Source organism: Ideonella sp. (assembly GCF_041287625.1).
Lineage (GTDB): Bacteria > Pseudomonadota > Gammaproteobacteria > Burkholderiales > Burkholderiaceae_C > Ideonella.
Genome location: NZ_JBGGNH010000041.1, coordinates 1 through 25,314, shown reverse-complemented (window position 1 = coordinate 25,314; position 25,314 = coordinate 1). Strand labels below are relative to the sequence as shown.

The 25,314-nt window shown below is 68.2% G+C and carries 21 protein-coding genes; 12 read left to right on the top strand and 9 right to left on the bottom strand.

Annotated features, from left to right (window positions below; translation table 11 throughout):
* From glgC to argJ, 7 genes are all read left to right on the top strand, one after another.
* A complete protein-coding gene (glgC, locus tag ACAH41_RS16440; RefSeq protein ID WP_325654845.1) occupies nt 1-1,272 on the top strand; it encodes a glucose-1-phosphate adenylyltransferase in 1,272 nt (423 codons plus the stop codon).
* 12 nt (nt 1,273-1,284) lie between these two features.
* Complete coding sequence (gene glgA / locus ACAH41_RS16435; protein ID WP_325654843.1) at nt 1,285-2,730, top strand: glycogen synthase GlgA; 1,446 nt, start codon at nt 1,285-1,287, stop codon at nt 2,728-2,730.
* Nucleotides 2,731-2,812: 82 nt separating this feature from the next.
* On the top strand, nt 2,813-5,347 hold the full coding sequence (locus ACAH41_RS16430; protein ID WP_325654841.1) for a glycogen/starch/alpha-glucan phosphorylase: 2,535 nt from the start codon (nt 2,813-2,815) through the stop codon (nt 5,345-5,347).
* Between the two features lie 148 nt (nt 5,348-5,495).
* Entirely contained in the window at nt 5,496-6,650 is a 1,155-nt protein-coding gene (locus ACAH41_RS16425) for a hypothetical protein (protein WP_325654839.1), read from the top strand.
* A 357-nt stretch (nt 6,651-7,007) separates the two neighbouring features.
* Nucleotides 7,008-8,129: a hypothetical protein gene (locus ACAH41_RS16420; RefSeq protein ID WP_325654837.1), complete on the top strand. Its 1,122-nt coding sequence runs from the start codon at nt 7,008-7,010 to the stop codon at nt 8,127-8,129.
* Between the two features lie 81 nt (nt 8,130-8,210).
* Nucleotides 8,211-8,573 (top strand): hypothetical protein, encoded by a 363-nt coding sequence (locus ACAH41_RS16415; RefSeq protein ID WP_325654835.1) that lies wholly within the window; start codon nt 8,211-8,213, stop codon nt 8,571-8,573.
* Between the two features lie 158 nt (nt 8,574-8,731).
* On the top strand, nt 8,732-9,961 hold the full coding sequence (gene argJ, locus ACAH41_RS16410) for a bifunctional glutamate N-acetyltransferase/amino-acid acetyltransferase ArgJ (protein WP_325654833.1): 1,230 nt from the start codon (nt 8,732-8,734) through the stop codon (nt 9,959-9,961).
* Nucleotides 9,962-10,045: 84 nt separating this feature from the next.
* Here the strand turns inward: argJ and ACAH41_RS16405 are convergent, their stop codons facing one another.
* From ACAH41_RS16405 to ACAH41_RS16385, 5 genes are all read right to left on the bottom strand, one after another.
* Nucleotides 10,046-10,480 carry a polymer-forming cytoskeletal protein gene (locus ACAH41_RS16405; RefSeq protein WP_325654831.1) on the bottom strand — a complete coding sequence of 145 codons (435 nt, stop codon included), beginning with the start codon at nt 10,478-10,480 and terminating at the stop codon, nt 10,046-10,048.
* A gap of 130 nt (nt 10,481-10,610) precedes the next feature.
* Complete coding sequence (locus ACAH41_RS16400; protein WP_325654829.1) at nt 10,611-10,844, bottom strand: hypothetical protein; 234 nt, start codon at nt 10,842-10,844, stop codon at nt 10,611-10,613.
* Nucleotides 10,845-10,867: 23 nt separating this feature from the next.
* Entirely contained in the window at nt 10,868-11,347 is a 480-nt protein-coding gene (locus ACAH41_RS16395; protein ID WP_325654827.1) for a polymer-forming cytoskeletal protein, read from the bottom strand.
* A 37-nt stretch (nt 11,348-11,384) separates the two neighbouring features.
* Nucleotides 11,385-11,837 (bottom strand): polymer-forming cytoskeletal protein, encoded by a 453-nt coding sequence (locus ACAH41_RS16390; RefSeq protein ID WP_325654826.1) that lies wholly within the window; start codon nt 11,835-11,837, stop codon nt 11,385-11,387.
* A gap of 5 nt (nt 11,838-11,842) precedes the next feature.
* Entirely contained in the window at nt 11,843-12,175 is a 333-nt protein-coding gene (locus ACAH41_RS16385) for a hypothetical protein (RefSeq protein ID WP_325654824.1), read from the bottom strand.
* Between the two features lie 195 nt (nt 12,176-12,370).
* On the opposite strand from ACAH41_RS16385, the gene ACAH41_RS16380 reads away from it, so the two are divergent.
* From ACAH41_RS16380 to ACAH41_RS16370, 3 genes are all read left to right on the top strand, one after another.
* Complete coding sequence (locus tag ACAH41_RS16380) at nt 12,371-14,311, top strand: arylsulfatase (RefSeq protein ID WP_325654822.1); 1,941 nt, start codon at nt 12,371-12,373, stop codon at nt 14,309-14,311.
* A gap of 108 nt (nt 14,312-14,419) precedes the next feature.
* Nucleotides 14,420-15,472: an SUMF1/EgtB/PvdO family nonheme iron enzyme gene (locus ACAH41_RS16375; protein WP_370538375.1), complete on the top strand. Its 1,053-nt coding sequence runs from the start codon at nt 14,420-14,422 to the stop codon at nt 15,470-15,472.
* Nucleotides 15,473-15,507: 35 nt separating this feature from the next.
* On the top strand, nt 15,508-16,245 hold the full coding sequence (locus ACAH41_RS16370) for a MetQ/NlpA family ABC transporter substrate-binding protein (protein ID WP_325654820.1): 738 nt from the start codon (nt 15,508-15,510) through the stop codon (nt 16,243-16,245).
* A 72-nt stretch (nt 16,246-16,317) separates the two neighbouring features.
* On the opposite strand, the gene ACAH41_RS16365 is transcribed toward ACAH41_RS16370, so the two are convergent.
* Nucleotides 16,318-17,478, bottom strand: a complete 1,161-nt coding sequence (locus tag ACAH41_RS16365; protein WP_325654818.1) for a rhodanese-like domain-containing protein — start codon at nt 17,476-17,478, stop codon at nt 16,318-16,320.
* 372 nt (nt 17,479-17,850) lie between these two features.
* On the opposite strand from ACAH41_RS16365, the gene ACAH41_RS16360 reads away from it, so the two are divergent.
* Entirely contained in the window at nt 17,851-19,164 is a 1,314-nt protein-coding gene (locus ACAH41_RS16360; protein WP_325654816.1) for an MFS transporter, read from the top strand.
* A 19-nt stretch (nt 19,165-19,183) separates the two neighbouring features.
* Here the strand turns inward: ACAH41_RS16360 and ACAH41_RS16355 are convergent, their stop codons facing one another.
* From ACAH41_RS16355 to ugpQ, 3 genes are all read right to left on the bottom strand, one after another.
* Complete coding sequence (locus ACAH41_RS16355) at nt 19,184-20,362, bottom strand: choice-of-anchor tandem repeat GloVer-containing protein (protein ID WP_325654814.1); 1,179 nt, start codon at nt 20,360-20,362, stop codon at nt 19,184-19,186.
* An 8-nt stretch (nt 20,363-20,370) separates the two neighbouring features.
* Entirely contained in the window at nt 20,371-21,567 is a 1,197-nt protein-coding gene (locus ACAH41_RS16350) for a choice-of-anchor tandem repeat GloVer-containing protein (protein ID WP_325654812.1), read from the bottom strand.
* 252 nt (nt 21,568-21,819) lie between these two features.
* Entirely contained in the window at nt 21,820-22,590 is a 771-nt protein-coding gene (gene ugpQ / locus ACAH41_RS16345) for a glycerophosphodiester phosphodiesterase (protein WP_325654811.1), read from the bottom strand.
* Nucleotides 22,591-22,764: 174 nt separating this feature from the next.
* Here ugpQ and ACAH41_RS16340 point away from each other — a divergent pair.
* Nucleotides 22,765-25,314 (top strand): DUF3683 domain-containing protein (locus ACAH41_RS16340; protein WP_370538374.1); only part of this gene is annotated, 2,550 nt, incomplete at its 3' end.

Genomic DNA, 25,314 nt, shown 5'->3' with positions numbered 1-25,314 from the left:
ATGGACCTGAACCGCAGTGCGAACAGCCGCTGGCTGGCGCGTCGCACGCTTGCGCTGGTGCTGGCCGGCGGGCGTGGCTCGCGCCTGATGAACCTGACCGACAACCGCGCCAAGCCCGCGGTGCACTTCGGCGGCAAGTTCCGCATCATCGACTTCGCGCTGTCGAACTGCCTGAACTCCGGGCTGCGCCGCATCGGCGTGATCACGCAGTACAAGTCGCACTCGCTGCTGCGCCACCTGCAGCGCGGCTGGAGCTTCATGCGCAACGAGATGGGTGAATTCATCGACCTGCTGCCCGCCCAGCAGCGGACCAACGAGGAGCATTGGTACCGCGGCACGGCCGATGCGATCTGGCAGAACCTGGACATCATCCGCAACTCCACGCCGCCCGAATACGTGGTGGTGCTGGCCGGGGACCATGTCTACAAGATGGACTACTCCATCATGCTGGCCGACCATGTGGCCAACGGCCGCGGCGTGACGGTGGGCTGCATCGAGGTCTCCTGCGAAGAGGCCACCGGCTTTGGCGTGATGGCGGTCAACGAGCAGCGCCATGTCACCGCGTTTGTCGAAAAGCCGGCCGTGCCGCCCACGCTGCCCGGCCAGCCCGGCCGCTCGCTGGCCAGCATGGGCATCTACATCTTCAGCGCGGACTACCTGTTCCGCCTGCTGGAGGAAGACGCGCAGGACCCGGACTCCAGCCACGACTTCGGCAAGGAACTGATCCCGCGCGCGGTGGCCGAAGGCCAGGCGCTGGCGCATCCGTTTTCGATGTCGGCGATTGCCAACCCGCCGTACTCGCGCCCGTACTGGCGCGACGTGGGCACCGTGGACGCCTACTGGGCCGCCAACCTGGACCTGGCCTCGACCACGCCCGAGCTGAACATGTACGACCGTGACTGGCCGATCTGGACCTACCAGGAGCAGCTGCCGCCGGCCAAGTTCGTGCACAACCAGGAAGACGGCCGGCGCGGCCAGGCGGTCGACAGCCTGGTCTCGGGCGGCTGCATCGTCTCCGGTGCCACGGTGATCGATTCGGTGCTGTTCTCCAACGTGCTGCTGCGCTCCTACAGCCAGGTCACGCGCAGCGTGGTGCTGCCGGACGTGCAGATCAACCGCCACTGCCGCGTGCGCAACGCGGTGATCGACCGGCGCTGCAAGCTGCCCGAAGGCCTGGTGGTCGGTGAAGACGCCGAGCTGGACGCCAAGCGCTTCTACCGCAGCCCGAACGGCGTGGTGCTGGTCACCCGCGACATGCTCAGAAAACTCTAAGGAATCCAATCGATGCGGGTGCTGCAGGTCTGCGCTGAAATCTTCCCCTTGCTCAAGACGGGCGGGCTGGCCGACGTGGCCGGCGCGCTGCCGGCGGCGCTGCAGGCCGCCGGTGCCGATGCCCGGGTGCTGCTGCCGGGCTTCGACGCGGTGCTGGCCGGCCTGGCCGAGCCGGCACTGGTGGCCGAGTTGCCGGCGCGCGGCCAGGTGCCGGCAGCCCGCCTGCTCTATGGCCAGCTGCCGGCGGCCAACACCTCCGGCTACGTGATCGAGTCACCCGCGCTGTACCAGCGTGCCGGCGGCCCGTATGCCGACGGCGACCAGCAGCCGTATGCCGACAACCACCTGCGCTTTGCCCGCCTGGGCTGGGCTGCTGCCGAGCTGGCGCAGGGGGCGGACGCGTACTGGCGGCCCGAGGTGGTGCATGCACACGACTGGCACGCCGGCCTGGCGCCGGCTTGCCTGCGCGCGCTGGGTTCGCCGGCGGCCTCGGTCTTCACCATCCACAACCTGGCCTACCAGGGCAGCTTCGACGCCAGGCACTTCGCAGAGCTGGGCCTGCCGCCTGGTTTCTTTGGCGTGGACGGGGTGGAATTCCACGGCGGGCTGAATTTCATGAAGGCCGGGCTGTTTTTCGCCGACCACCTCAGCACCGTCAGCCCCACCTATGCCCGCGAGATCCAGCAGCCCGAGCAGGGCATGGGTCTGGACGGGCTGTTGCGCACCCGCAGCGCGGTGCTGCACGGCATCCTGAACGGTGTGGACCCGGCGGTGTGGGACCCGGCGCACGACCCTGCCATCACCGCCACCTACGACGTCCGCCGGCTGGGCCGCAAGGGGCTCAACAAGGCTGCGCTGCAGGCCGCGATGGGCCTGGCGGTGGTGCGGGACGCGCCGCTGTTCATCGTCGTCAGCCGGCTCACCGAACAGAAGGGCCTGCACCTGGTGCAGGCGGCAGTGCCCGGCCTGGTGGCATGCGGCGCGCAGTTTGCAATGCTGGGCAGCGGCGACCCCGGCATGGAAGCTGCATTCCGCAAGCTGGCGGAGGAAACGCCGGCCTCGGTGGCGGTGCGCATTGGCTATGACGAGCTGTTTGCGCATCAACTGGTGGCCGGCGGCGACGTGATCATGGTGCCTTCTCGATTCGAACCCTGCGGGCTGACGCAGCTGTACGGGCTGCGTTATGGCACCTTGCCGCTGGTGCGCCGCGTCGGCGGGCTGGCCGACACGGTGACCGACTGTTCGCTGGAGGCGCTGGACGACGGCAGCGCCACCGGCATGGTGTTCGACAGCTTCGACGAAGCCGGCCTGGCACTGGCGCTGCGGCGGGCGCTGGCGCTGTACCGCCGGCCGCGCGACTGGCGCGCGGTGCAGCGCAACGCCATGGCCCAGCGCCATGACTGGGGCGTGGCGGCAGAGGCGTACCTCGCGATGTACCGCGCAGCACTCGGCCGGTGACTGGCGCTGATCCTCCCACGGCCGAGCCGCCGAACAGAACTTCCAAGACTCACACGACCCCCATCAGAAAGCGACGGATGCCATGGACCTGTCTCAGTTCGAGCACCAGTACGACCACCTGGCCACCGACGTGGCCGCCTTCAAGCGGCTGATTGCCAACAAGCTGATCTACCAGGTCGGCAAGGACCCGATCTCGGCCCGGCCCGAGGACTGGATGCATGCCGCGGCCTACGCGGTGCGCGACCACCTGGTCGGCCGCTGGATGCAGACCACACGCGCCCAGTACGCGCAGGACGTCAAGCGCGTCTACTACTTCTCGATGGAGTTCCTGATCGGCCGAACCTTCGGCAACGCGGTGCTGGCGCTCGAATTGATGCCCACGCTGCGCCAGGCGCTCAAGGAGTTCGACTGCGACGTGGAGGCGCTGTTCGAACTGGAGCCCGATGCCGCCTTGGGCAACGGTGGCCTGGGCCGGCTGGCCGCCTGTTTTCTCGATTCGATGGCCACGCTGGGCGTGCCGGGCTTCGGCTACGGCATCCGCTACGACTACGGCATGTTCCGCCAGACCATCCAGGGCGGCCGCCAGGTCGAGGCGCCGGACTACTGGCTCACGCATGGCAACCCGTGGGAGTTCCCGCGCCCCGAAGTGGTCTACCGCGTGCGCTTTGGCGGCCGCATCGAGGAAAGCCCGGCGCCGGGCGGCGGGCCGGCGGTACTGCGCTGGGTCGGCACCGACGACGTGCTGGCGATGGCCTACGACACCATCATCCCCGGCTACGGCACCCCCGCCACCAACACGCTGCGGCTGTGGAGCGCCAAGGCCACTGAAGAGATGGACCTGAAGGCCTTCAACCAGGGCAACTACTTCGGCGCGGTGGAGACCAAGAACCACAGCGAAAACGTCTCGCGCGTGCTGTACCCGGACGACTCCACCGCGGATGGCCGCGAGTTGCGCCTGCGCCAGGAATACTTCTTCGTTTCGGCCAGCGTGCAGGACCTGGTGCACCGCTACCTGCGCACCCACAGCGGCTTCGAGAAGCTGCCGGACAAGGTCAGCATCCACCTCAACGACACCCATCCGGTGCTGGCCATTCCGGAGCTGATGCGGGTGCTGATCGACGAGCAGCTGCAGCCCTGGGACACCGCCTGGGCGCTGTGTCGCCGCATCTTCAGCTACACCAACCACACGCTGATGCACGAGGCGCTGGAGACCTGGCCGATCGAGCTGTTCGGCCGCGTGCTGCCCCGCCACCTGCGCATCATCTTCGACATCAACGCCCGCTTCCTGCAGGAGCTGACCGAGCAGCATGGCGCCGACGCGGCGCTGATGCGCCGGCTGTCGCTGATCGACGAAGGCGGCGAGCGGCGCGTGCGCATGGCCTACCTGGCCGTGGTCACCAGCCACTCGGTCAACGGCGTCTCGGCACTGCACTCGGAGCTGATGATCCAGTCGATCTTCGCCGACTTCGCCAAGCTCTGGCCGGAGCGCTTCAACAACAAGACCAATGGCATCACGCCGCGCCGCTGGCTGGCACATGCCAACCCCGGCCTGTCGGCCCTGCTGGACGCCCGCATCGGCCGCGGCTGGCGCCGCCACCTGGACCAGCTCGAAGGGCTGAAGGGTGCGCTGGAACTGCCCGGCTTCCTCGGCGCCTTCCGCCGCGTGAAGCGCCAGAACAAGCAGCGCCTGGCCGCGCTGGTGCAGCAGCAGATGGGCCTGGTGCTGAACGTGGACGCGCTGTTCGACGTGCAGGTCAAGCGCATCCACGAGTACAAGCGCCAGCTGCTCAACGTGCTGCACGTCATCACCCGCTACCGACGCATCCTGGCCCAGCCGGATGCGCAGTGGGTGCCGCGCGTGGTCGTGTTCGCTGGCAAGGCCGCTTCGGCGTACCACATGGCCAAACTGGTGATCCGCCTGATCAACGACGTGGCCGAAGTGGTCAACAACGACCCGCGCACCCAGGGCAAGCTGCAGGTGGTGTTCGTGCCGAACTACAGCGTCAGCCTGGCCGAGATCATCATCCCGGCGGCCGACCTGTCGGAGCAGATCTCCACCGCCGGCACCGAGGCCTCAGGCACCGGCAACATGAAGTTCGCGCTGAACGGCGCGCTGACCATCGGCACGCTGGACGGCGCCAACGTCGAGATGCGCCAGCACGTGGGCGAGGAGCACATCTTCATCTTCGGCCACACCGCGGCCGAGGTGGCGATGCTGCGCGCCCGCGGCTACCAGCCGCGCGAGTGGGTGGAGAAAGATCCGGAGCTGGCGGCAGTGCTGGAGCTGCTGCGCAGCGGCGTCTTCAGTCCTGGCGAGCCGGAGCGCTACCAGGCCATCGTCGACACGCTGGTGAACTGGGGCGACCACTACCTGCTGCTGGCCGACTACCGCAGCTACGTGGATTCGCAGGACAAGGTCGACGCGCTCTACCGCAACGCCGACGAATGGACCCGCCACGCGGTGCTGAACGTCGCCGGCATGGGCTACTTCTCGTCCGACCGCACCATCGCCGAATACGCCCACGACATCTGGCACAGCACCCCGGTGCAACTGCCACAACCGCTGCAGGCCTCCGCCAGCCTGCCGGTCGGCCACTTGGTGCCGCAGCAGCGATAGGGGTGCAGATCCTGCGCCGCGTCAGCGCGACGCAGGACTGAAACCCCCCGACTCAGCTTTTTTGTCCCCGCCTCTCAAGTGAGCGGCGGCATTGGTCGATAGCTGGATAAGCCCTGTGAACACGGGGCAATTCCTGAGGACTCGACCGATGAATGCCGTGTTACGCGCCACACCACTGTGGACCTTGACCTTGATGCTTGCCGCCTGTGGCGGTGGTGGAGACAGCTCGACTGGCAACGAAAGCGCTGCTGCGGCGCCGTCTGATGGCAGCACTGCCACCAGTGCCGAGACCACGGACGGCGGCACGAGTGAAATCGCCGCCGCCACGACGGCTGCGCCCACGCTGGCGCAACGCAAGGCGGCTGCCACCAAGGTGGCCAGCAAGGATGCCAGCTGCACCTCGCTGACCCCCTTCTACTGGGAGATCGGCAACGCCGCCGGCAAGCAGGCCAACGGCACCGGTGGCGCCGTCACCAGCACCAACAAGGCTCCGACGGCGACCACGGTGATGGCGGTTGCGTCTGCGTCGAAGTGGGTGTTCGCCAGCACGGTGATCGAGCAGACCGCCGGCAGCCTGTCGGCCAATGACGTGGCGCTGCTCAGCATGCGCGGCGGCTACAACAATTTCGACAGCTGCAGCAACACCGGCACCGTCGCCTCCTGCCTGAAGGAGCCGGGCCGCTTCGGCGGTACCAACGGCGACCACATTGCCGCGCAGGACGGCAAGTTCTCGTACGGCGGCGGCCACATGCAGGTGCTGGGCAATGCCCGCGGCCTGGGTCCGGACAACAACAGCCTGCTGGCCAGCGCCTTGCGCTCGCAGCGCGGCATGTCCAACAGCATGAGCTACATCAACCCGCAGCTGGCGGGCGGCCTGGCCACCACGGCGACCGGCTACGCCAGCTTCCTGCGCCAGATCCTGAATGGCAGCTACGCCAGCACCGCCAAGGCGCTGGGCACGCAGGCCACCTGCACCCACACCAACGGCAGCGACTGCACGACGGCCATCTTCAGCCCGATCAACCAGTCCCGTCCTGGCGGCGCGAACGACATCAGCGACGAACGCTGGCACTACTCGCTGGGCCACTGGGTGGAAGACGACCCCACGGTTGGCGATGGCGCCTTCAGCAGCCCGGGCCGTTTCGGCTTTTATCCGTGGATTGACAAGAGCAAGACTTGGTACGGTGTGCTGGCTCGCACTGACGCCGTGAATGTCAACAGCGCCGATCCGAAGAAGGCGCCATACAACACCTCGATGCAATGCGGCCGAAAGATCCGGGCGGCCTGGGTCAAGGGCAGCTGAGGAGCTGACCCGGGCCTCGGTCTGGCCTGACAAATATGGGCGCCCGATGGCGGTGCCCGCAAGGGTTTGCGGCAGGCCGAACGCCGCAATTTGTCACATTTCTGGTGGCATGGTTGCTGCATGTTTGTCTTCGACAGCTGTAGAGCAGCCAAGCCACCAGGGGGTGTCGTTGGACAGGGCGCCAGGACAAGTTCGAGAGCGCCCAGGCGATGCCGGGTCGGTAGCGAAAAACTCGCACCGGGCCGCATAGAAAGAGATTGATCAATGACGAAGTTGGGACACCAGGCGGGACATGCCCGTCTGATGGGCGCGCCTGCGCGTGAAAAGCGTCGAACCGACGCGGCGCAGCAGGCGACGATGACCGCCAATCATGGCGGCTTCACGGCCAACCTGATGGCCAGCCGTTTTGGCTGGAATCTGGTGGCATTTGCGACGCTGTCGCTGTTCGCAGCTGCAGCGGCTCACTCGGCCACCGTGGACGAGCGGGCTGCTGCGGCCGGGCTCGTGACCAGCACCGATCCGGCCTGCACCAGCCTCACCGCGTTCTACTGGGAAATTGGCGACGGCGTCAGCCTCAAGGCCAGCGGCCAGGGTGGCAGCGGCGGCAGCCTGAAGACCATCAATGCGACCACCACCATTCCGGTGGCCTCGGCCACCAAGTGGGTCTTCGCCAGCATGGCGGTCGAGCAGATGCAGGGCCAGGTGACCGACGTGATGGCCAAGGCCCTCACGATGAGCGCCGGCTACGTCAACTTCAACGCCTGCTCGACCGCCGCCACGGTGGAGAGCTGCCTGTCCGAGCCGGGAGCCGCAGGTGGCACCAACGGCGACTACACGCCGAACTACGACGGTTACTTCTTCTACAACAGCGGCCACATGCAGGCGCTGGGCAATGCGATGGGTTACAGCGACGACGACACGTCCGACCTGACCGCTGCGACCAAGCTGCTGCCCAACACCAAGCGCGGCCTGACCTGGGTCAATCCGCAGCTGGCGGGTGGCTTGGGCGTGTCGGTCAACGGCTACACCCAGTTCCTGCGCAACCTGATCAACGGTTCGTACACCTACATGAACCCGGCGCTGGGCACGCACACGGTGTGCACCCACACCAACGGCGACGACTGCCCCACCGCCTACTACAGCCCGATCAACAACGGTCGCCCCGGCGGCGTGAACAACATCAGCGACGAGCGTTGGCACTACTCGCTGGGCCACTGGGTGGAGGACGATCCCACGCTGGGCGACGGCGCCTTCAGCAGCCCAGGCAAGTTCGGCTTCTACCCCTGGGTGGACGCGAGCAAGCAGTGGTACGGCGTGCTCGCCCGCTACGACGTGGCCAACGTCTACAACACCGACCCGCAGAAGCAGCCCTACTACGCCTCTGTGCAGTGTGGCCGCAAGATGCGCGCGGCCTGGATGGACCCGACCGGCCAGGGGCTGGTCAGCAAGGCCTTGAAGGCGCAAGCCAAGAAGAGCTGACGCCAAGAGGGCCGGGATGGTGGCCGGGCCTGTCCCGCGCCATACAATCCCGGCCCTGTTTCATTTCTGTTCGAGCGCCACGTGGACCTCAAGCTTCCCATCAAGATCATCGACGAATTGGCCGAGTCGGTGATTGAATCAACCGGCGTCCTCGACCTGGCCAGCGGCGAGATCCGCGACGTGAAACTCAGCGAGGACAACGATCCGCCGTATGAGGGCTTCCCGGGCGAGGACGAGGACTACGAGTTCACCTCCGGCATGCTGACCAACGGCAAGAAGGAAGTTGAATTCCGCGTCGAGGTCGACGTGGTCGGCCGCAAGTACTCGGTCACGCCGTCCGAACTGCTGGAGCTGAAGGGCCGCGCCGCGCGCCTTTTCTCTGCCGCGCCCAGCGCGCCACCAGCGCCGCCTGCGCCCCCGCCCAAGGGCCGCAAGAAGAGCTGACCGAACCCGGCAGCTGCAAGCCCTGCCACCCAGGGCTGCTGCCACGAAACGTCACACCGACGTTCGTACAATTCCGCATCCCCGCCAGGGCGCCATTTGGAACATCCCAATGGCGCCCTTGTCGTCTTCGGACCTTCTTTTTCGACCGTGAGCGCGCCATGCCAGTCAACCTGCAAGCACCGAACCCTCTCGACCTGGCGCCAGTGGCCGGTGTCACGCTGGGCATTGCCGAAGCCGGCGTGCGAAAGGCCAACCGCAAGGACCTGGTCGTCGTGCGGCTGGAAGAAGGCACGGCGGTGGCCGGCGTCTTCACGCAGAACCGCTTCTGCGCAGCGCCGGTGCAGGTCTGCCGCGAGCACCTGGCTGCTGGCAGCGCCGTGCGGGCCATCGTCATCAACACAGGCAATGCCAACGCCGGCACCGGCGCCGACGGCCTGGCCCGCGCCCGCCGCACCTGCGCCAGCCTGGCCACGCTGATGGGCGTGGCGCCCGAACAGGTGCTGCCGTTTTCCACCGGCGTGATCATGGAGACGCTGCCGGTCGAACGCATCGAAGCCGGGCTGCCGGCCGCGCTGGCCGACCTGCAGCCCAGCCACTGGGGCCGCGCCGCCGAAGGCATCATGACCACCGACACGCTGCCCAAGGCCGCGTCGCGCCAGCTCACCATTGGCGGCAAGACGGTCAATGTCACCGGCATCTCCAAGGGCGCCGGCATGATCCGCCCGAACATGGCGACCATGCTGGGCTTTGTCGCGACGGACGCAGTCATTGCGCCCGGGCTGCTGCAGCCGCTGGTCAAGGCCGCAGCCGACCAGTCCTTCAACCGCGTGACGATCGACGGCGACACCTCGACCAACGACTCCTTCCTGCTGATCGCCACCCAGCGCGCCGGCCATGCCGCCATCACCTCGCTGAGCAGCGAGGAGGGCCAGGCCCTGCAGGCGGCGGTGTTCGAAGTCTCGCGCCTGCTGGCCCAGGCCATCGTGCGCGACGGCGAAGGCGCCACCAAGTTCATCGCGGTGCAGATCGACGGCGGCCGCGACGAAGCCGAGTGCAAGCTCGCCGCCTACGCCATTGCCCATTCACCGCTGGTCAAGACCGCCTTCTTCGCCAGCGACCCCAACCTCGGCCGCATCCTGGCGGCCGTCGGCTACGCCGGCATCACCGACCTGGACCAGAGCCTGATCGAGATGCACCTGGACGACGTTCATGTCGTCACCCAGGGCGGCCGCCACACCGCCTACCGCGAGGAAGACGGCCAGCGCGTGATGAAACAAAGCGAGATCACGGTGCGGGTGGACCTGAAGCGCGGCGCTGCGACCACCACGGTCTGGACCTGCGACCTGTCGCACGACTACGTGAGCATCAACGCGGATTACCGAAGCTGATCGAGTCGGCAGTCCTTGGAATTTTCAAGGTGAAATCGCGGTTTGCCGATTCACCTTGAAATCCATCATGCTTGAGCTTGGCGTTCAATAGGTGGCAGGCGCAGGCGCGTCCATCTCACCGCGGTATTCCACCTTGCCGCGCAGCTTGGCGCGCGGGTGAACGTCCAGCAGGGTGTCGTAGATCGCGTCGCCGAGCAGCGTGGCGGAGCCGGTGATTTCAAGGGTCTTGCGGGCGATGACGGTGCCGCGGACCACGCCCTCGATCAGCACGTGGTCGGCTTCGATCTGGGTGGCTTCGACCACGCCTGTGGGGCCGACGTGCACGGTGCCGCCTTGCTGCAGCTGGATGGGGCCCTTGAGCGTGCCGTCGATGCGCAGGCCCAGGTCGCGCGTGGTGCTGAAGGTGCCTTCGAAGACGGCGCCTTCGGCGATCAGGCTGGAGATCGCGTTCAGCGGTTCCACCGGCACCAGGCGGGGCGTGAAGCTGGCGGTGTTCGGGTTCTGGTCTGCGCCGTTCATGGCTCACTCACTTCTGCAAAGGTCGGGGATTCTGACCATGGGCATTGTGCCCGCGGGGCTGGAAGAGGCTGCGTCCAAACGAAACCTGCGAGGCGTGCGACGCGTGCGAGACGTGGCAAGGCCCGCTCGCTCAAGGCCAGTGCGCCCCGTTTTTCCACCACAGCGTGAGCAGCACCGCGGCCGGCACGAAGCCCCACAGCAGCGCGCGGCGCAGCACGAATGCGGCCCAGCGCCAGGCAATGCGGCGGCGGGCGATGGGCGCGGCGTGCTGCGAGGCGCGGGCCAGCGCGGCGCGGCGCAGCGCTTCGGGCGAACGCAACACGACCGGCGGGCCGGACTCGCCGCTGGGTCTCGGGTTGGACATGGTGGACGATGGCGCTCAGCAGCTCAGGGCAGGTCGACCAGGCGCTCGACGCGCGCATTCAGCTCCGCGCCATTGACCTGCAACTGGCCGTAGCGCACCTGGCCGCTGACGACAGCGCTGGCATGCAGCGTGACGCGGCCGCTGGCCTGGAGCAGGCCGTCTGCATGGCCCAGTACCGACAGGCTGCGCGCCTGCAGCTCGCCTTGCAGCCGGCCGCTCTCGGTGATGATGACGTGGCCTTCGCCTTGCGCCGGCGTCGCGTCCAGCCGGCCGCGCCAGACGCCCGCCACCGTCAACGAACCGGCGATGCGGGCCTGGCCTTCGAACTCCCAGCCGGCACCCAGCAGCGAGTGCTGGCCGGCCGGTCGGCTGTCGGGTGCCGGGTGCAGCACTTGGGCGGCGCCCAGCGTAGGCAGCGCGCGCATGTCGGGCAGCGTGGGGCCAAGCGGGATGCGCGGCAGTTCGCTGGCCGAGGGGCGGGGCAGGGCGTCTGGATCACTCATGCGGTGGTGCTGCGGGTGAGGAGAAAGGAGGGCGGGCTCAGGCGGTGGTGTCGAGCACCGGCAGCGAGCGTTCGTGCTTGAGGGTGCGGAACGGGCCTTGCAGCACGCCGCCGTCATAGAGGCGCAGCCGCGAGGCGCTCAACGACCCGGTGCAGATGCCGGTGCTGGCCACGTGCACCGTGCCCTGGCATTCGACCTGGGTCGTGGCGTCGGCCTCATCGGCCACGCCACCCAGGTGGCCCAGCACGTACAGGTCGCCCAGCACGCGGAACCTGCCTTGCAGCTGGCCGGTGTGCCAGATCACCAGCTTGCCGGCGATCTCGCCGCTGCCGCGCAGCGTGCCTTGCAGCAGCAGCCCGCCCTTGAACAGCAGCTCGCCGTTGAGCATCGTGCCTTCGGCCACGCGGTTGATGATGTTCATGGCCACCGGGTCGATGACCAGGCTGTCGTGGCCGCTGGGGAAACTGCTTTCCTGGAAGACGCTTGTCATGCTGCTCAGCTTTTCATCCACCAGATGCAGGCACCGGCGACCGTGCCGCCAATGAGCAAGCTCCAGGCTACCAGCCCGGCGACCAGCACCTTGCGCCGCAGCGCGATCAGGCCGGGCAGTGCCAGCGGCTGGCCGGCCACTGCGCGCGTCGGGTCGCGGCTGAGCAGCGTGCGCCCGGCCAAGCCGATCAGCCGCGCCTTTTCGCCCAGGGCGCCAATGCGCACGCCGCGGTCCGAGACCTGGCGCACCGACGCGCTGCGCCCCATGTCCACCAGCGTGGGCAGGCCGACGATGTGCTCGGTGAAGAAGCGGTCGAAGTCGGCATCGGGCGAAGACATGGATGTGATTATCACCAAGCCGGTGTCTCTGAATTCAATCATCGCGCTTCGCATTTGCTTGCGCCGATTCATTCGTTCCGCATTGCCATGCCGCTCGCGAGACTCGCTTTCCCACAAACAATCAATGGGGTCAGTTCAGTGCGGAAGTCAAAAGCAGTTGGGGGAGCCCATCGCCGGTCGATGATCGGTTTGGCCATGGTCGGGGTTCTGGGCGCGCTGGCGGTGCTGCCGGGCTGCAATGACGATGACGACAACAGCGAGACGCTGAGCCTGCCCAAGCAGCCCAACATCGTCTTCATCATGGCCGACGACCTGGGTTACTCCGATGTGCACGCCTTCGGCGGCGAGATCGAAACGCCCAACCTCGACGCGCTGGCCGCCAGCGGCCGTCTGCTGACCAACCACCACACCGGCACCGTCTGTGCCATCACCCGCTCGATGCTGATTTCCGGCACCGACCATCACCTCGTTGGCGAAGGCACGATGGGCGCGCCCAGCGACGAGCGAAAGGGCCTGCCAGGTTATGAGGGATACCTCAATGACCGCGCACTGTCGGTTGCGCAGTTGTTGAAGGACGCGGGCTATCACACCTACATGGCCGGCAAGTGGCACCTGGGTTCGAACGTGGCCAACGTCGATGCGCCCGTCGCCCTCGGTACCGTTGGCCAGACGCCGGACCAATGGGGTTTCGAGAGCAGCTACGCGCTGCTCGGCGGGGCCGCCAACAACCACTTTGGCCATGAAGCCGCCGGTTCGAAGAACTACACCGAAAACGGCGCCTATGTGCAGCCCGGGCAACCTGGGCAGCCGGGCGGCACCGGCGGTTCGCCCGAGGTCTTCTACTCGACCGACTTCTACACCCAGCGCCTGATCAGCGACATCGACGCCCACAAGGCCGACGGCAAGCCCTTCTTCGCCTACGCGGCCTACACCGCGCCACACTGGCCGCTGCAGGTGCCCGAGCCCTACCTCAGCAAGTACAAGGGCAAGTACGACGCGGGTTACGAAGCGGTGCGCAATGCCCGCATCCAGCGCCAGAAGGACCTGGGCCTGATTCCCAAGGACTTCACGCCGTTTGCTGGCGAGCCGGAAACGCTGACCGTCTCGGCGCCCACCGCCAACAACGGCACCGCCGATGCGAAGTACATCAGCGCGGTGCACACCGTGGCCGACGGCTACGTGGACTACGGCCAGGGCCACTACAACAAGAAGTGGAGCAGCCTGAGCGATCTCGAGAAGAAGGCCCAGGCGCGCTACATGGAGATCTACGCCGGCATGGTCGACAACCTCGACCACAACATCGGCCTGCTGGTTCAGCACCTGAAGGACATCGGCCAGTACGAGAACACGGTGATCATCTTCCAGTCGGACAACGGCGCCGAAGGCTGGCCCATCGGCACCAACGCTGGTGGCGGCTTCCCGGCCAACGCGGCCAGCCTGGACCCGAAGCCGGTGGACGAAGCGAATGCGGTCGATCCGGTCTATTCGACACTGGGCACCGACAACGGCCAGGCCGCCGCCAAGCGCCTGCAATACGGCCAGCGCTGGGCCGAGGTCAGCGCCACGCCGTTCAAGCAGACCAAGGGCTACATGGGCGAAGGCGGCGTCGGCACGCCATTGATCGTGCACCTGCCGGGCCAAAAGAAGGCAGCGGCCAACGGCGCCGTCTTCACCCACGTGACCGACATCACCGCGACCATCCTGGCCGCTGCCGGTGTCACGCCGCCCAGCACGCCCGCGCCCGCCGCCATCAACGTGTTGACCGGTGTCGACGCGAACAAGGGCAAGGTGGTCTACGACAACCGCTACGTCTATCCGGTGAGCGGCAAGTCGCTGGTCGACGTGCTGCTGGGCAAGACCACGGACCCGGTGCGCACCGAGGCCTTTGGCGACGAGTCCTACGGCCGGGCCTACCTGACCAGCGCCGACGGCAAGTGGAAGGCCCTGTGGACCGAGCCCCCGTTCGGCCCGCTGGACGGCCACTGGGCGCTTTACGACCTGAGCACCGACCGCGGCGAGAACAAGGACCTCTCGGTCACCAACCCGGCGCAGCTGGACCAACTGATCCAGCAGTGGAGCGGCTACATGGGCAACGTCGGCGCGGTCGAGCCGCTGCGCCCCGCTGGCTACTACTGAGTGCCCCCGAACCTGCCGCTCCGCGTCAGGCCCCCCGAGGGGTCAAGAAGACTTGGGGCGGCCCGGCGTCTTCTTGAAAGCGCCATCGATTCTTTGGAGTGGAGTCGCATGATGTTGTGGCGACAAGCTGGCGCGCGGCGCGCCGGTGCCGGCTTCGTGCTGGTGATGGCAGGGCTGGTGTCCTGGTATTCGGCGGCGGCGCACAAGGCACCGCCGGACGCAGCGCGCGGCGTGCCGCTGCCCACGCTGGGCAACGAAGCCGCCTGCAAGGCCTACGCCGGCCTGCCGCCCGGCTGGCGCCAGGATGCGCATGCCGGCATGGTGGCGCTGCCGGCGGGCCGCTTCCAGTTCGGCAGCACCAAGGGTTACCCGGACGAGCGGCCAGCTTCGGCCGCGCCTGTGCGCATGGCTGGCTTCTGGATCGACCAGACCGAGGTCACGGTGGCCCAGTTCGCGGCCTTTGTCGCGGCGACCGGCTACGTGACCGAGGCCGAACGCCAGGGCGGCGGCGTGGTGTTCTCGGTGCCCACACCTGAGCAATTGCAGCAACGGCCGTTGGCCTGGTGGCAATTCGTCGCCGGGGCGGACTGGCGCCATCCTGGCGGCCCTGGCAGCGACCAGGCCGGGCGCGACGCGTTACCGGTCAGCTTCGTGACCCAGGCCGACGCGCTGGCCTATGCGCACTGGCTGGGCCGTGACCTGCCGACCGAGGCCGAGTGGGAATACGCCGCCAAGGCCGGCCAGCAAGCCGACATGCTGGACGACGCGCCACGTGACGCGACCGGCAAGCCGACCGCCAACTACTGGCAGGGCAGCTTCCCCATCCTGAACCTGCACGAAGACGGCCACGAAGGCCTGGCCCCGGTCGGCTGCTATCCCGCCAATGCCTGGGGCCTGCACGACACCATCGGCAACGTCTGGGAATGGACACGCGACGCCTACAGCGGCCCGCACCGGCCGCACATGAATGGCGACACGGCGGCGGTGGCAGGCGCGCAGCACAAGCCCTCGGGGCCAACGGTCTCGATGGTGATCAAGGGCGGCTCCTTCCTCTGCGCGCCGGATTTCTGCGTGCGCTACCGGGCTTCGGCACGCGAGTCACAAGAGGCCGATCTGGCGACGGCGCACATTGGCTTCCGCACGGTCTTGCGCGCGCCATGAACCGTGATCGCCGTCTCCTCCTGGGTGCTGGCCTGATGTCGTTGACAGGCGCGGCGTGGGCCGCTGCGCCGCTGCGCATCGGCACCGTGCCGGGTCCGCAGGCCGAAGTGCTGGCGCTGGTGCGCGACCTGTCGCCGCAAGGCCTGCAGTTGCAGCTCGACGTGCGCGAACAAGGCCGTGCGCTGAATGCCGACCTGGCCCGCGGCGCGCTGGACGCCGTCAGCTTCCAGGACGGCGTGGCCTTTGCGACCGACCCGCTGCATGGGCAGCTGGTCAGCGTGGCCGTCACCCTGACTTTGCCGATGGCGCTCTATTCGCGTCGCTTGCGCGGCCTGCGCCAGTTGACGCAAGGCGACACGCTGGTATTGCCGCGGGAGCCAGCCGGCACCAGCCGGGCCTTGCTGCTGTTGCACAACCATGGCGTGATCACGCTGCGCGACGACAGCGGCCTGCATGCCACGCTGGGCGACGTGGTGAGCAACCGGCTGGCACTGAAGCTGCAGCGGCAACCCGCGGCAAAGCTGTTTGCCGCGCTGGACCGGGCCGCGCTGGTGGTCATGGGCCCAGAGGAGGCGGTGGCCGGTGGCTTGCAGCCGGGGCGCGACAGCCTGGGCCTGGAAGACGCCCGCAGCCCGTACGCCAGCGTGCTGGCCGTGCGCCGGCAGGACAAGGATTCACCGTGGGTGGCGCAACTGGTCGCGGCTTATCACGCCGAACCGGTCAAGGCCTTCTTGCTGAGCCGCTACCAAGGCTCGGTGCGCCGCCCCTGGTGATCTCTGGTGGCGCACCGCCGTGAGCCGGATCGCCTTCCACTGGCGGGTCGGCGGCAAAGCCCTCAGCCAGTTTCATTCACGGGCGACCGTCATGCCGCTGGCTTCCCATTCCGGCAGGCCGCCGCGGAACCAGTAGACCGTCTTCATGCCCTTGCTGATCGCTGCGCGGCTGGCCTTGTACGACTTCCAGCATTCCGGCCCGTTGCAGGCGAAGATGGTGGGCTTGCTGAGGTCCAGCTTGGCCAGGCCGGAGAAGTCGTCCTGCTTGGCGTCGAAGGCAATGTCCTTCAGGCTTTTCTCGACATAGGGAATCAGCACCGCGCCGGGGATGTGCTTGGCGCCGTATTCCTTGTCGTTGCGGGCATCCACCAGCACGGCGCCCTGGGCCACCAATTCCTGTACCTCATTGGCATGGACGAGCTTCGCGCCGGGCAGCGACAGTGGCGTGAACACGCCCAGCTCGGCTACCGACTTGTATTCCCTCAGGTTGTCATGCACGGTGACCGGCTTCAGCCCCATGGCCGGCGCGCTGTTGGCAAACCAGGCCGTCATCTTGGTGCGCATCTCCGGCGGCAGCTCCTTCTTCACCACCACCGACAGGCCGCCGGGCACCGGCGTCGAGGTGGCCAGCACCTTGGCCATGCCGGGGTTGCCATTGGCCCACTCGTCCCAGTCGCTCTGGCGCACCACCGTCAGGTCCGAGGCGCCGATGGCCAGCGCCGTCAGCCCCGCCTGCGGGTAGCGCTCGTAGCGCACGTCGGACAGGTCCTTCAGCGACAGGCCGTTGGCGTTCAGCATGCCGCGCGCCATGTAGGTGTAGATCGAGTCCTGCTGCGGCAGGTAGATGCGGGCGCCGCGCGCATTCTTGGCCGAGGCCAGGCTGTTGCGGCCGATCAGCACGTACTGCTCGGCCCGATCGGTCGAGCCGACCAGCTCGTAGCCATGCTGCAGCGCAGAGGCCGCGACCTGCGGTGGCGCGACGAAGACGTCGTAGCCGGCACTGCGCGTGGCGCGCATCACGTCGGCCAGGTCCTCGCTGGCGCTGACCGTCATGGGGCTGCCGACCAGCTTGCCCAGGCTGGTCGCCATGCCGTTGCGCGACAGCATCATGCCGTCCTTCTTCGACGTGGGTTCCAGGGCAATGATGGCCGTGAGGGCAGGCGATTCAGCGGCCCTGGCGGTGCCCGACAGGGCCAGCACGCAGACCGCAACCAACGACAGGATCTTGTTCATTTTTGAGTCACTTCCGGGGTCATGAGGGACGGCCCGGGCCGGACTTCCCGGCGTTCCGTTCAGGCCGTGGCGATGAAACTGATGTCCATAGGCGAAAGGATGTTAAGCGTAAGTTTCGTGTCATATTTCACGGAACCTAGGGGGGGCCTGCAGGCATGAGGCGTTGGCGCCACGCCGGGTCCCCACGTCGGGTTCTTGAGGCCTGCCTGCCTGTGCGGACGCGCCGCGCAGCTGTCCCTTTTGACGGCGGCATGCCCGCGCGGCCGGCCTGCTAGCATCGCCGGCCGCCCTTGCGCCAGGCCGTGACCCGGCTGCGCGGGGTCAGTGGCCGGCTGCGACAGCCCGCCGACAAAAACACAGGTGAGGCGACCCATGCGGTCCTGGTGGAACAACTTGCGCGAGCGCTTGCGGCTCGCGCCCGACGACTTGCTGCGCGACCGGATCTATCGCCGGCTCTGGTCCTCGATCCTGATCAGCTCGCTGGGCGGCCAGGTCACGATGCTGGCGCTGCCGCTCACCGCCGCGGTGCTGCTGCACGCCACGCCCACGCAGATGGGCACGCTGACGACGATGGAGCTGCTGCCCTTCATCCTGTTTTCGCTGCCCTCGGGCGTCTGGCTTGACCGGGTGCGCAAGCTGCCGGTCTACATCGCAGGGGAGCTGACGCTGGCCGCCGCGGTGGCCACCGTGCCCATCGCCTGGTGGCTGGGCTGGCTGGGCATGCCGTGGATGTACATGGTGGGGTTTTTCATCGGCCTGGTGCACACGACGGCTGGCTCGGCCTCGCAGATCGTGCTGACCCAGGTGGTGCCGCGCGAGCGCCTGGTCGAAGCGCATGCCAAGAACGCGCTGGCCAGCTCCGGCGCCGAAGTCGCGGGCCCGGGCGTGGCCGGTGCCCTGATCCGCGTGCTGGGCGCGCCGGTGGCCCTGCTGGTGGACGCCGTGCTGCTGGTCGGCTCGTCGTGGATCCTGCGGGGGTTGAAGATTGAGGAGCAGCGCGGCAGCACGCCGCCTGGCCGCTTCTGGGCCGACCTGCGCGCCGGCCTGCAGTTCGTCTGGCGCCAGCGGCTGTTGATCGCGCTGGCCAGCTGCGTGGGGCTGTGGCAGATGTGCCATCAGGCGGCGACCGTGGTGCAGATCCTGTTTGCCACGCGCACGCTGGGCATGAGCGAGCATGCGGTGGGCCTGAGCTACGTGGGCCTGGGCGTGGGCACCGTGACGGCCAGCCTGCTGGGCGACCGCATCAGCCAGAAGCTGGGGCCGGGGCCTTGCCTGGTCACTGGTTTTGCCGGCACCGCAGCCGGCTGGCTGCTGCTGGCGGTGGCACCGGTGGGGCCCTGGGGCGTGGCCTGCTTCGCGCTGATGCTGAGCTGCTTCGGCGTGGGCGCGATCCTGATCTTCATCAACTTCATCTCGCTGCGCCAGGCCGTCACGCCCGAGCCGCTGCTGGGCCGCATGACCAGCACCATGCGCTGGCTGATCCTGCTGCCTGCCGCACCCGGCGCGATGCTGGGGGGCTGGCTGGGCGAGCACATGGGCCTGCGCTGGTCACTGGGTTTTGCCGGCATCGGCTGCTCGCTGCTGGCGCTGGGCGCCTGGCGGTTGCCCATCATCCGCAGCGTGCGCGAGCTGCCGCGGGCTGTGCACGTCTCCGGCACCGAAGCGGTGGAGGAGGGCACCGTCTGAAAGCGGTGCCCTCCGTTCGTCACGGCACGATGCGGAACACCGTGCCCGCGACGCCGGCCGGGCCGTGCGAGGTGGCGCCGTAGAGGCTGCCGTCAGGCGCGGGGGTGAGCCGGTCGTAGGGCGCGTAGCCTGCGGAGCTGGTGGTGTCGAAGCTGTGCAACTGGGTGAAGCTGCCGTCCAGCGCCACGCGGTAGACGGTGCCCACGTCGGCGCTGCCGCCTGTGCCGCCGTGCAGCGTGACGCCGTACAGCGCACCGTCCGCCCCCTGTGCCAGCCCGCCGTTGGGCCAGGCACCGTCGTTCGCCGCGCCCGAGAAGGCATGCAGCAGCGTGAACTGGCCGGCCGGCGTGTAGCGGTAGACCGTGCCGCCGCCCTGCGGGCCGCCCTGGGTGGTCACGCCGTAGAAGTTGCCGTCGGCTGCGAGCAGCAGTTCGCCGGTCGGGAACGCACCGTGCGTCGCGCGCTGGAAGCCCATTAGTCGCTGGTAGCCGGTGCCGTCTTGCCGGATGCGGAACAGCGTGCCTTCGTTGCCGGCGGTGTCCGAGCTGATGCCGCTGTTGGCGGTGCCGTAGAGCAGGCCGTCGGCGCCCAGTGTCAGGCCGGCGGTGGGGAAGACCGCGTCGCGCGCGCTGCGGAAGGTGATGACCTTGGCCAGGCCTGCGCCGGCGCTGTAGCGGAACAGCGTGCCGCGCCCGCCCCGGCCGCCGCCCTGGTTGGCGACGCCGTAGAAGCTGCCGTCGGCGGTCTGAAGCAGCGGGCTGGGGAAGACGCCGGTGGCATCGGCGCTGAAGACGGCGTTCAGCTGGAAGCCGCTGCCGTCGGTGCCAATGCTGTAGAGCGCGCCGCTGCTGTTTTCACCGCCGCCGCCGGTGGCGCTGCCCCAGATCCGGCCATCGCTGGCCAGCATGGGGCCGGGGCCCGGCTCGGAGGCATCGGCTGCGCTGACGTAGGTGAACTCGTGCAGCAGGCTGAAGGTTCCGTCCGGCGCCAGCCGGTAGAGGATGCCGGCGCGGTTGGTGCCGCCACTGAAGCAGGTGCCGTAGAGGCTGCCGTCTGCGGTGCGCAGCAGCGAGCCCTGCGGCAGGCCGCATTGGGCTGGGTCCAGGCTGTGCGCCACGCTGAGCGTGGCCGCCGGGGCAGCGGTTGAGAGCAGCACGGCCAGCAGGCCGGTGGCGAGTTTGAATGCTTGATGTGACATGGGGGTCCTCAAGGCACGATGCGGAAGATCGCGCCGCCGGCGTATTCGTCGCTGGCGGAGTGGTTGGTGACGCCGTACAGGTTGCCATCGTCACCCAGCGTCAACCCGCCGGTGGGCTCGAAGCCCACCGCATCGGTGGCGTTGAAGCTGCGCACCAGGCTGAAGCTGCCGTCCAGTGCCATGCGGTAGACGGTGCCACCGTTGCGGGTGCCGTTGGCGCCGCCAAAGCGGCTGGTGCCGTAGAGCGCGCCGTCGGCGCCCTGGGTCAGCACGCTGTTGGGCTGTTCAGCGTCGCTGGTGCCGCCGGTGAAGGTGTGCATCACCGTCAGGCCATCGCTGCTGCGCCAGCGGTAGATGGCGCCCTTGCCGGCCGCGCCGTCGGTGGTGTTGACGCCGTAGACCGTGCCGTCGGCCAGCACCGTGACGCCATAGCGCGGCTGTGCGCCCGAGGTGGTGCGCTTGAACAAGGCCAGTTGCTGGAAGCCGCTGCCGTCCCGGTTCATGCGGAACAGCTCGCCATTGCCGCCCCGGTGCGGGTCTGCAGCGGCGCCGTAAAGCATGCCGTCCGGCCCCAGGGTCAGGCCGTTGGTGGGGCTGATCGGGCCCAGCGCCGTGGTGTAGCGTGCCAGCGTGGTCTGCGCGCCCGTGGTGGTGCTGTAGCTGTACGCGGTGCCGTGGCTCTTGCCGCCGCCGCCTTCGTAGTTGTTGCCATAGAGCACGCCAGCGCTGTCGATCGCCAGGTTGCCTTCCGGGCCGCTGCCGGTGGTCGGTGTGTCGAAGCTGAAACCCAGCGTGAAAGTGCCGCCGGTGGTGAGCGAGTAGACCGTTCCGACGCCCAGCTCGCCGCCTTCGTGGGTGGCGCCCCACAGCCGGCCGTCCGGCGCCATCACCAGGGTGCTGATGGGCAGCTTGCCGTCCTCCGACTGAAACGAATTGTCGAACTCGTGCAGGAGGATGAACTGGCCATCCGGGTTGAGCCGGTAGGCGATGCCGGAGCCATTCACGCCGCCGCTGTAGCAGGTGCCATACAGCGTGCCGTCTGGCTGCCGCAGCGGGTTGCCCAAGGGCTGGTTGCAGGTGGCTGGCACGAATGCGTGCAGGACCTCGATGGTGGCCGCCTGGGCCAGCGGCGCGGTGAGCGCAGCGCACAGCGCGGTCACGGCTGTCAGGGGAGATGCGAGGCGGAGCTTTTGATGCTTGGACATGTTGCCTTCCTGGGGCTGAGGACGGACGCTTTTTGAGTGGCGTCTTCAAGGAAGGCCGCGCAGGCAAGGCTGTTGCAGGGCGGCCGGGGGCTGCTGCCGGCCTGAACAAGCGCGTGGCATTGGCGATTGAGTCGACGCGCAGGCTTGCTTCATCGCCATGCGCATTTCCTCATGAGCTTGATGCTCGCAAGCTTGCGCCGGGCCCGCAAGCGCCCTGCGGGCTTCAGTCAAGGGATTGCGCGCCCGGATTCGTCAATCGGATTGACGATCTTTCGGGTCAAAGCGGTCGACCGCATCCGTCACCAGGCTGTCCAGCCCGGCGGCAAAAAGCTCGGAGGCGCGCGCCGCGTCGTTCACCGTGTAGACCATCGCGGCCCAGCCGGCTTCGTGCAACTGCGCGACCAGGGCGGGCGTCATCAGCCGGTGGTGGGTGATGACGGCGCAGCAGCCCAGCGCGCGGGCGGTGTCGGCCCAGCCGGCCCGGAGTTCGTCCAGCAGCAGGCCACGCGGCAGCTGTGGCGCGGTTTGCATCGCGCCTTCCAGGGCAGGCACCTCGAACGAGCTGAGCAGCAACTGGCCCGGGTGCGCGGCCCACAGTTCGGCCGCCTCGGCGGCCACGGCACGGCCGGTGGCCAGATCGGTGCCGGGGCTGGGCTTGATCTCCAGGTCCAGCCAGGCCCCGTGGGCCTGCAGCAGCGCGGCGACCTGGGCCAGCGTGGGCAGCGGCTCGCCGGCGAAAGGCGTGCTGTGCCAGCTGCCGGCGTCCAGCGCCTGCAGTTGCGCCCACGGCTGCTCGCCGGCCACGCCCTGGCCGTTGCTGGTGCGCTCCAGCGTGTCGTCGTGCAGCAGGAAGGCGGTGCCGTCTAAGGAGAGCTTGACATCGCATTCGAAGGCCCGCCAGCCGCGGGCCAGGCCGTCGCGGAAGGCGGCCAGCGTATTCTCCGGCGCGAGCTTGCCGGCGCCGCGGTGGGCGATCCAGCGGGGGAAGACTGGCAGGGAGGCTGGGTCTGCAGGGTGTCGCATGGGGCGCCAGCATGCCATGGGCGGGCAAGCAGCCATGCGCAAACGACGAAGGCTGGGGCGGTTTGCCACGCCCGTGTGGCCGCTGCGGCTTCTGTTGGACTGCAATAATCCGGTTCCACGTGCCCCAGCCAGGCGCGGGGCGGCCCGCCGGTCGCTTCGCGATACCTGCCCGCCATGAACGCACCGCTCCCAATTTCTACCGTGTCTGCCGCGCATCATCCCGATGCGGCGGCCCCTCGCCTGCGCGAGATCCCATACAACTACACCTCGCTGTCCGACCGGGAAATCGTGCTGCGCCTGCTGGGCGCCCGCGCCTGGGAGGTGCTGAACCGGCTGCGCGAGGAACGCCGCACCGGCCGCTCCGCGCGCATGCTGTACGAGGTGCTGGGCGACATCTGGGTCGTGCAACGCAACCCGTACCTGGAAGACGATCTGCTTGACAACGCCAAGCGGCGTGGCCAGCTGATCGCGGCCCTGCACCACCGGCTGACCGAGGTCGAGAAGCGCCGCACGCCGGATGCGGACGCGACGCGCGACGCCTTTGTCGGCGAGCTGCTGGCGCAGGCGCGCGAGGCGGTGGACCGTTTCGCGCAGCGCTTTGACCATGTCGGCGCGCTGCGCATCCGCAGCCGCAAGCTGCTGGGCCGCCACACGGCCAAGGACAACATCAAGTTCGACGGCCTGTCGCGCGTGTCCCACGTGACCGACGCGACCGACTGGCGGGTCGAATACCCGTTCGTGGTGCTGACGCCGGACACCGAGGCCGAGATGGCCGGGCTGGTGGCCAGCTGCGTCGAGCTGGGGCTGACCATCATCCCGCGTGGCGGTGGCACCGGCTACACCGGCGGTGCCGTGCCGCTGACCTGGAAGAGCGCGGTCATCAACACCGAGAAGCTCGAACAGATGACCGAAGTCGAGCTGGTGCCGCTGCCCGGGCTGGCACAGCCGGTGGCCACGGTGTGGACCGGTGCCGGCGTGGTCACGCAGCGCGTGGCCGATGCGGCCGAACGCGCCGGCTATGTGTTTGCGGTCGACCCGACCTCGGCCGAGGCCTCCTGCGTGGGTGGCAACGTGGCCATGAACGCCGGCGGCAAGAAGGCCGTGCTGTGGGGCACCGCGCTGGACAACCTGGCCTCCTGGCGCATGGTGACGCCGGACGCCAAGTGGCTGGAAGTGATCCGCCTGGACCACAACCTCGGCAAGATCCATGACGTGCCGGTCGCGCGCTTCGAGCTGCGTTATTTCGAGGCCGACGGCAAGACGCCGATCCGCACCGAGCTGCTGGAAATTCCCGGCCGCATCTTCCGCAAGGAAGGCCTGGGCAAGGACGTCACCGACAAGTTCCTGGCCGGCCTGCCCGGCATCCAGAAGGAGGGCTGCGACGGCCTGATCACCAGCGCACGCTGGATCGTGCACCGCATGCCGGCGCATGTGCGCACCGTCTGCCTGGAGTTCTTCGGCAACCCGATCCAGTGCGTGCCGTCCATCGTCGAGATCAAGGACTTCATGTTCGGCGAGATGTCGCGCCCGGGTGGGGCGATCCTGGCCGGCCTGGAGCACCTGGACGACCGCTACCTGAAGGCGGTGGGGTACGCGACCAAGAGCAAGCGCGGCGGCTTGCCGAAGATGGTGCTGGTGGGCGACATCGTCGGCGACGACGCGGACGCCGTGGCCCGCGCCACCAGCGAAGTCATCCGCCTGGCCAACGGCCGCTCGGGCGAAGGCTTCGTCGCGGTGAGTGCCGATGCGCGCAAGAAGTTCTGGCTGGACCGCAAGCGCACCGCGGCCATCTCCAGGCACACCAACGCGTTCAAGGTGAACGAGGACGTGGTGATTCCGCTGGAGCGCATGGGCGAATACACGCTGGGCATCGAGCGCATCAACATCGAGCTCAGCCTGCGCAACAAGATCGCGCTGGCCGACAAGCTCGAAGACTTCTTCGCCGCCGGCAACCTGCCGCTGGGCAAGACCGACGACGCCAGCGAAATCCCCAGCGCCGAACTGCTGGAAGACCGGGTGCAGCAGGCGCTGGCGCTGATCCGCGAAGTCCGCGCGCAGTGGGCGCACTGGATGCAGAACCTGGACGCGCCACAGGAAGGCGGCCGCTCGTTTTTTGACCAGCTGCAGGACCATTCGCTGCGCGCTTCGTGGAAGACGCAGATCTTCAAGCCGCTGCAGGACGCCTTCAGCGGCGCGGCCTTCGGCGCGATCCTCGACGAGTGCAAGCGCATCCACAAGGAAGTGCTGCGTGGCCGCACCTGGGTGGCGCTGCACATGCATGCCGGCGACGGCAATGTGCACACCAACATCCCGGTCAACTCCGACAACTACGAGATGCTGCAGACCGCGCACGAGGCGGTGGCCCGCATCATGGTGCTGGCGCGCAGCCTGGATGGCGTGATCTCGGGCGAACACGGCATCGGCATCACCAAGCTGGAGTTCCTGACCGACGACGAGCTGGCCAACTTCACCGCCTACAAGCAGCGCGTGGACCCGGAAGGCCGCTTCAACAAGGGCAAGCTGCTGCGCGGCGACGCGCTGACGCGCCTGGGCGACGACGTGCACGCGGCCGACCTGTCGCATGCCTACACGCCCAGCTTCGGGCTGATGGGCCACGAGTCGCTGATCATGCAGCAGAGCGACATCGGCGAGATCGCCAATTCGGTCAAGGACTGCCTGCGCTGCGGCAAGTGCAAGCCGGTCTGCGCCACCCACGTGCCGCGT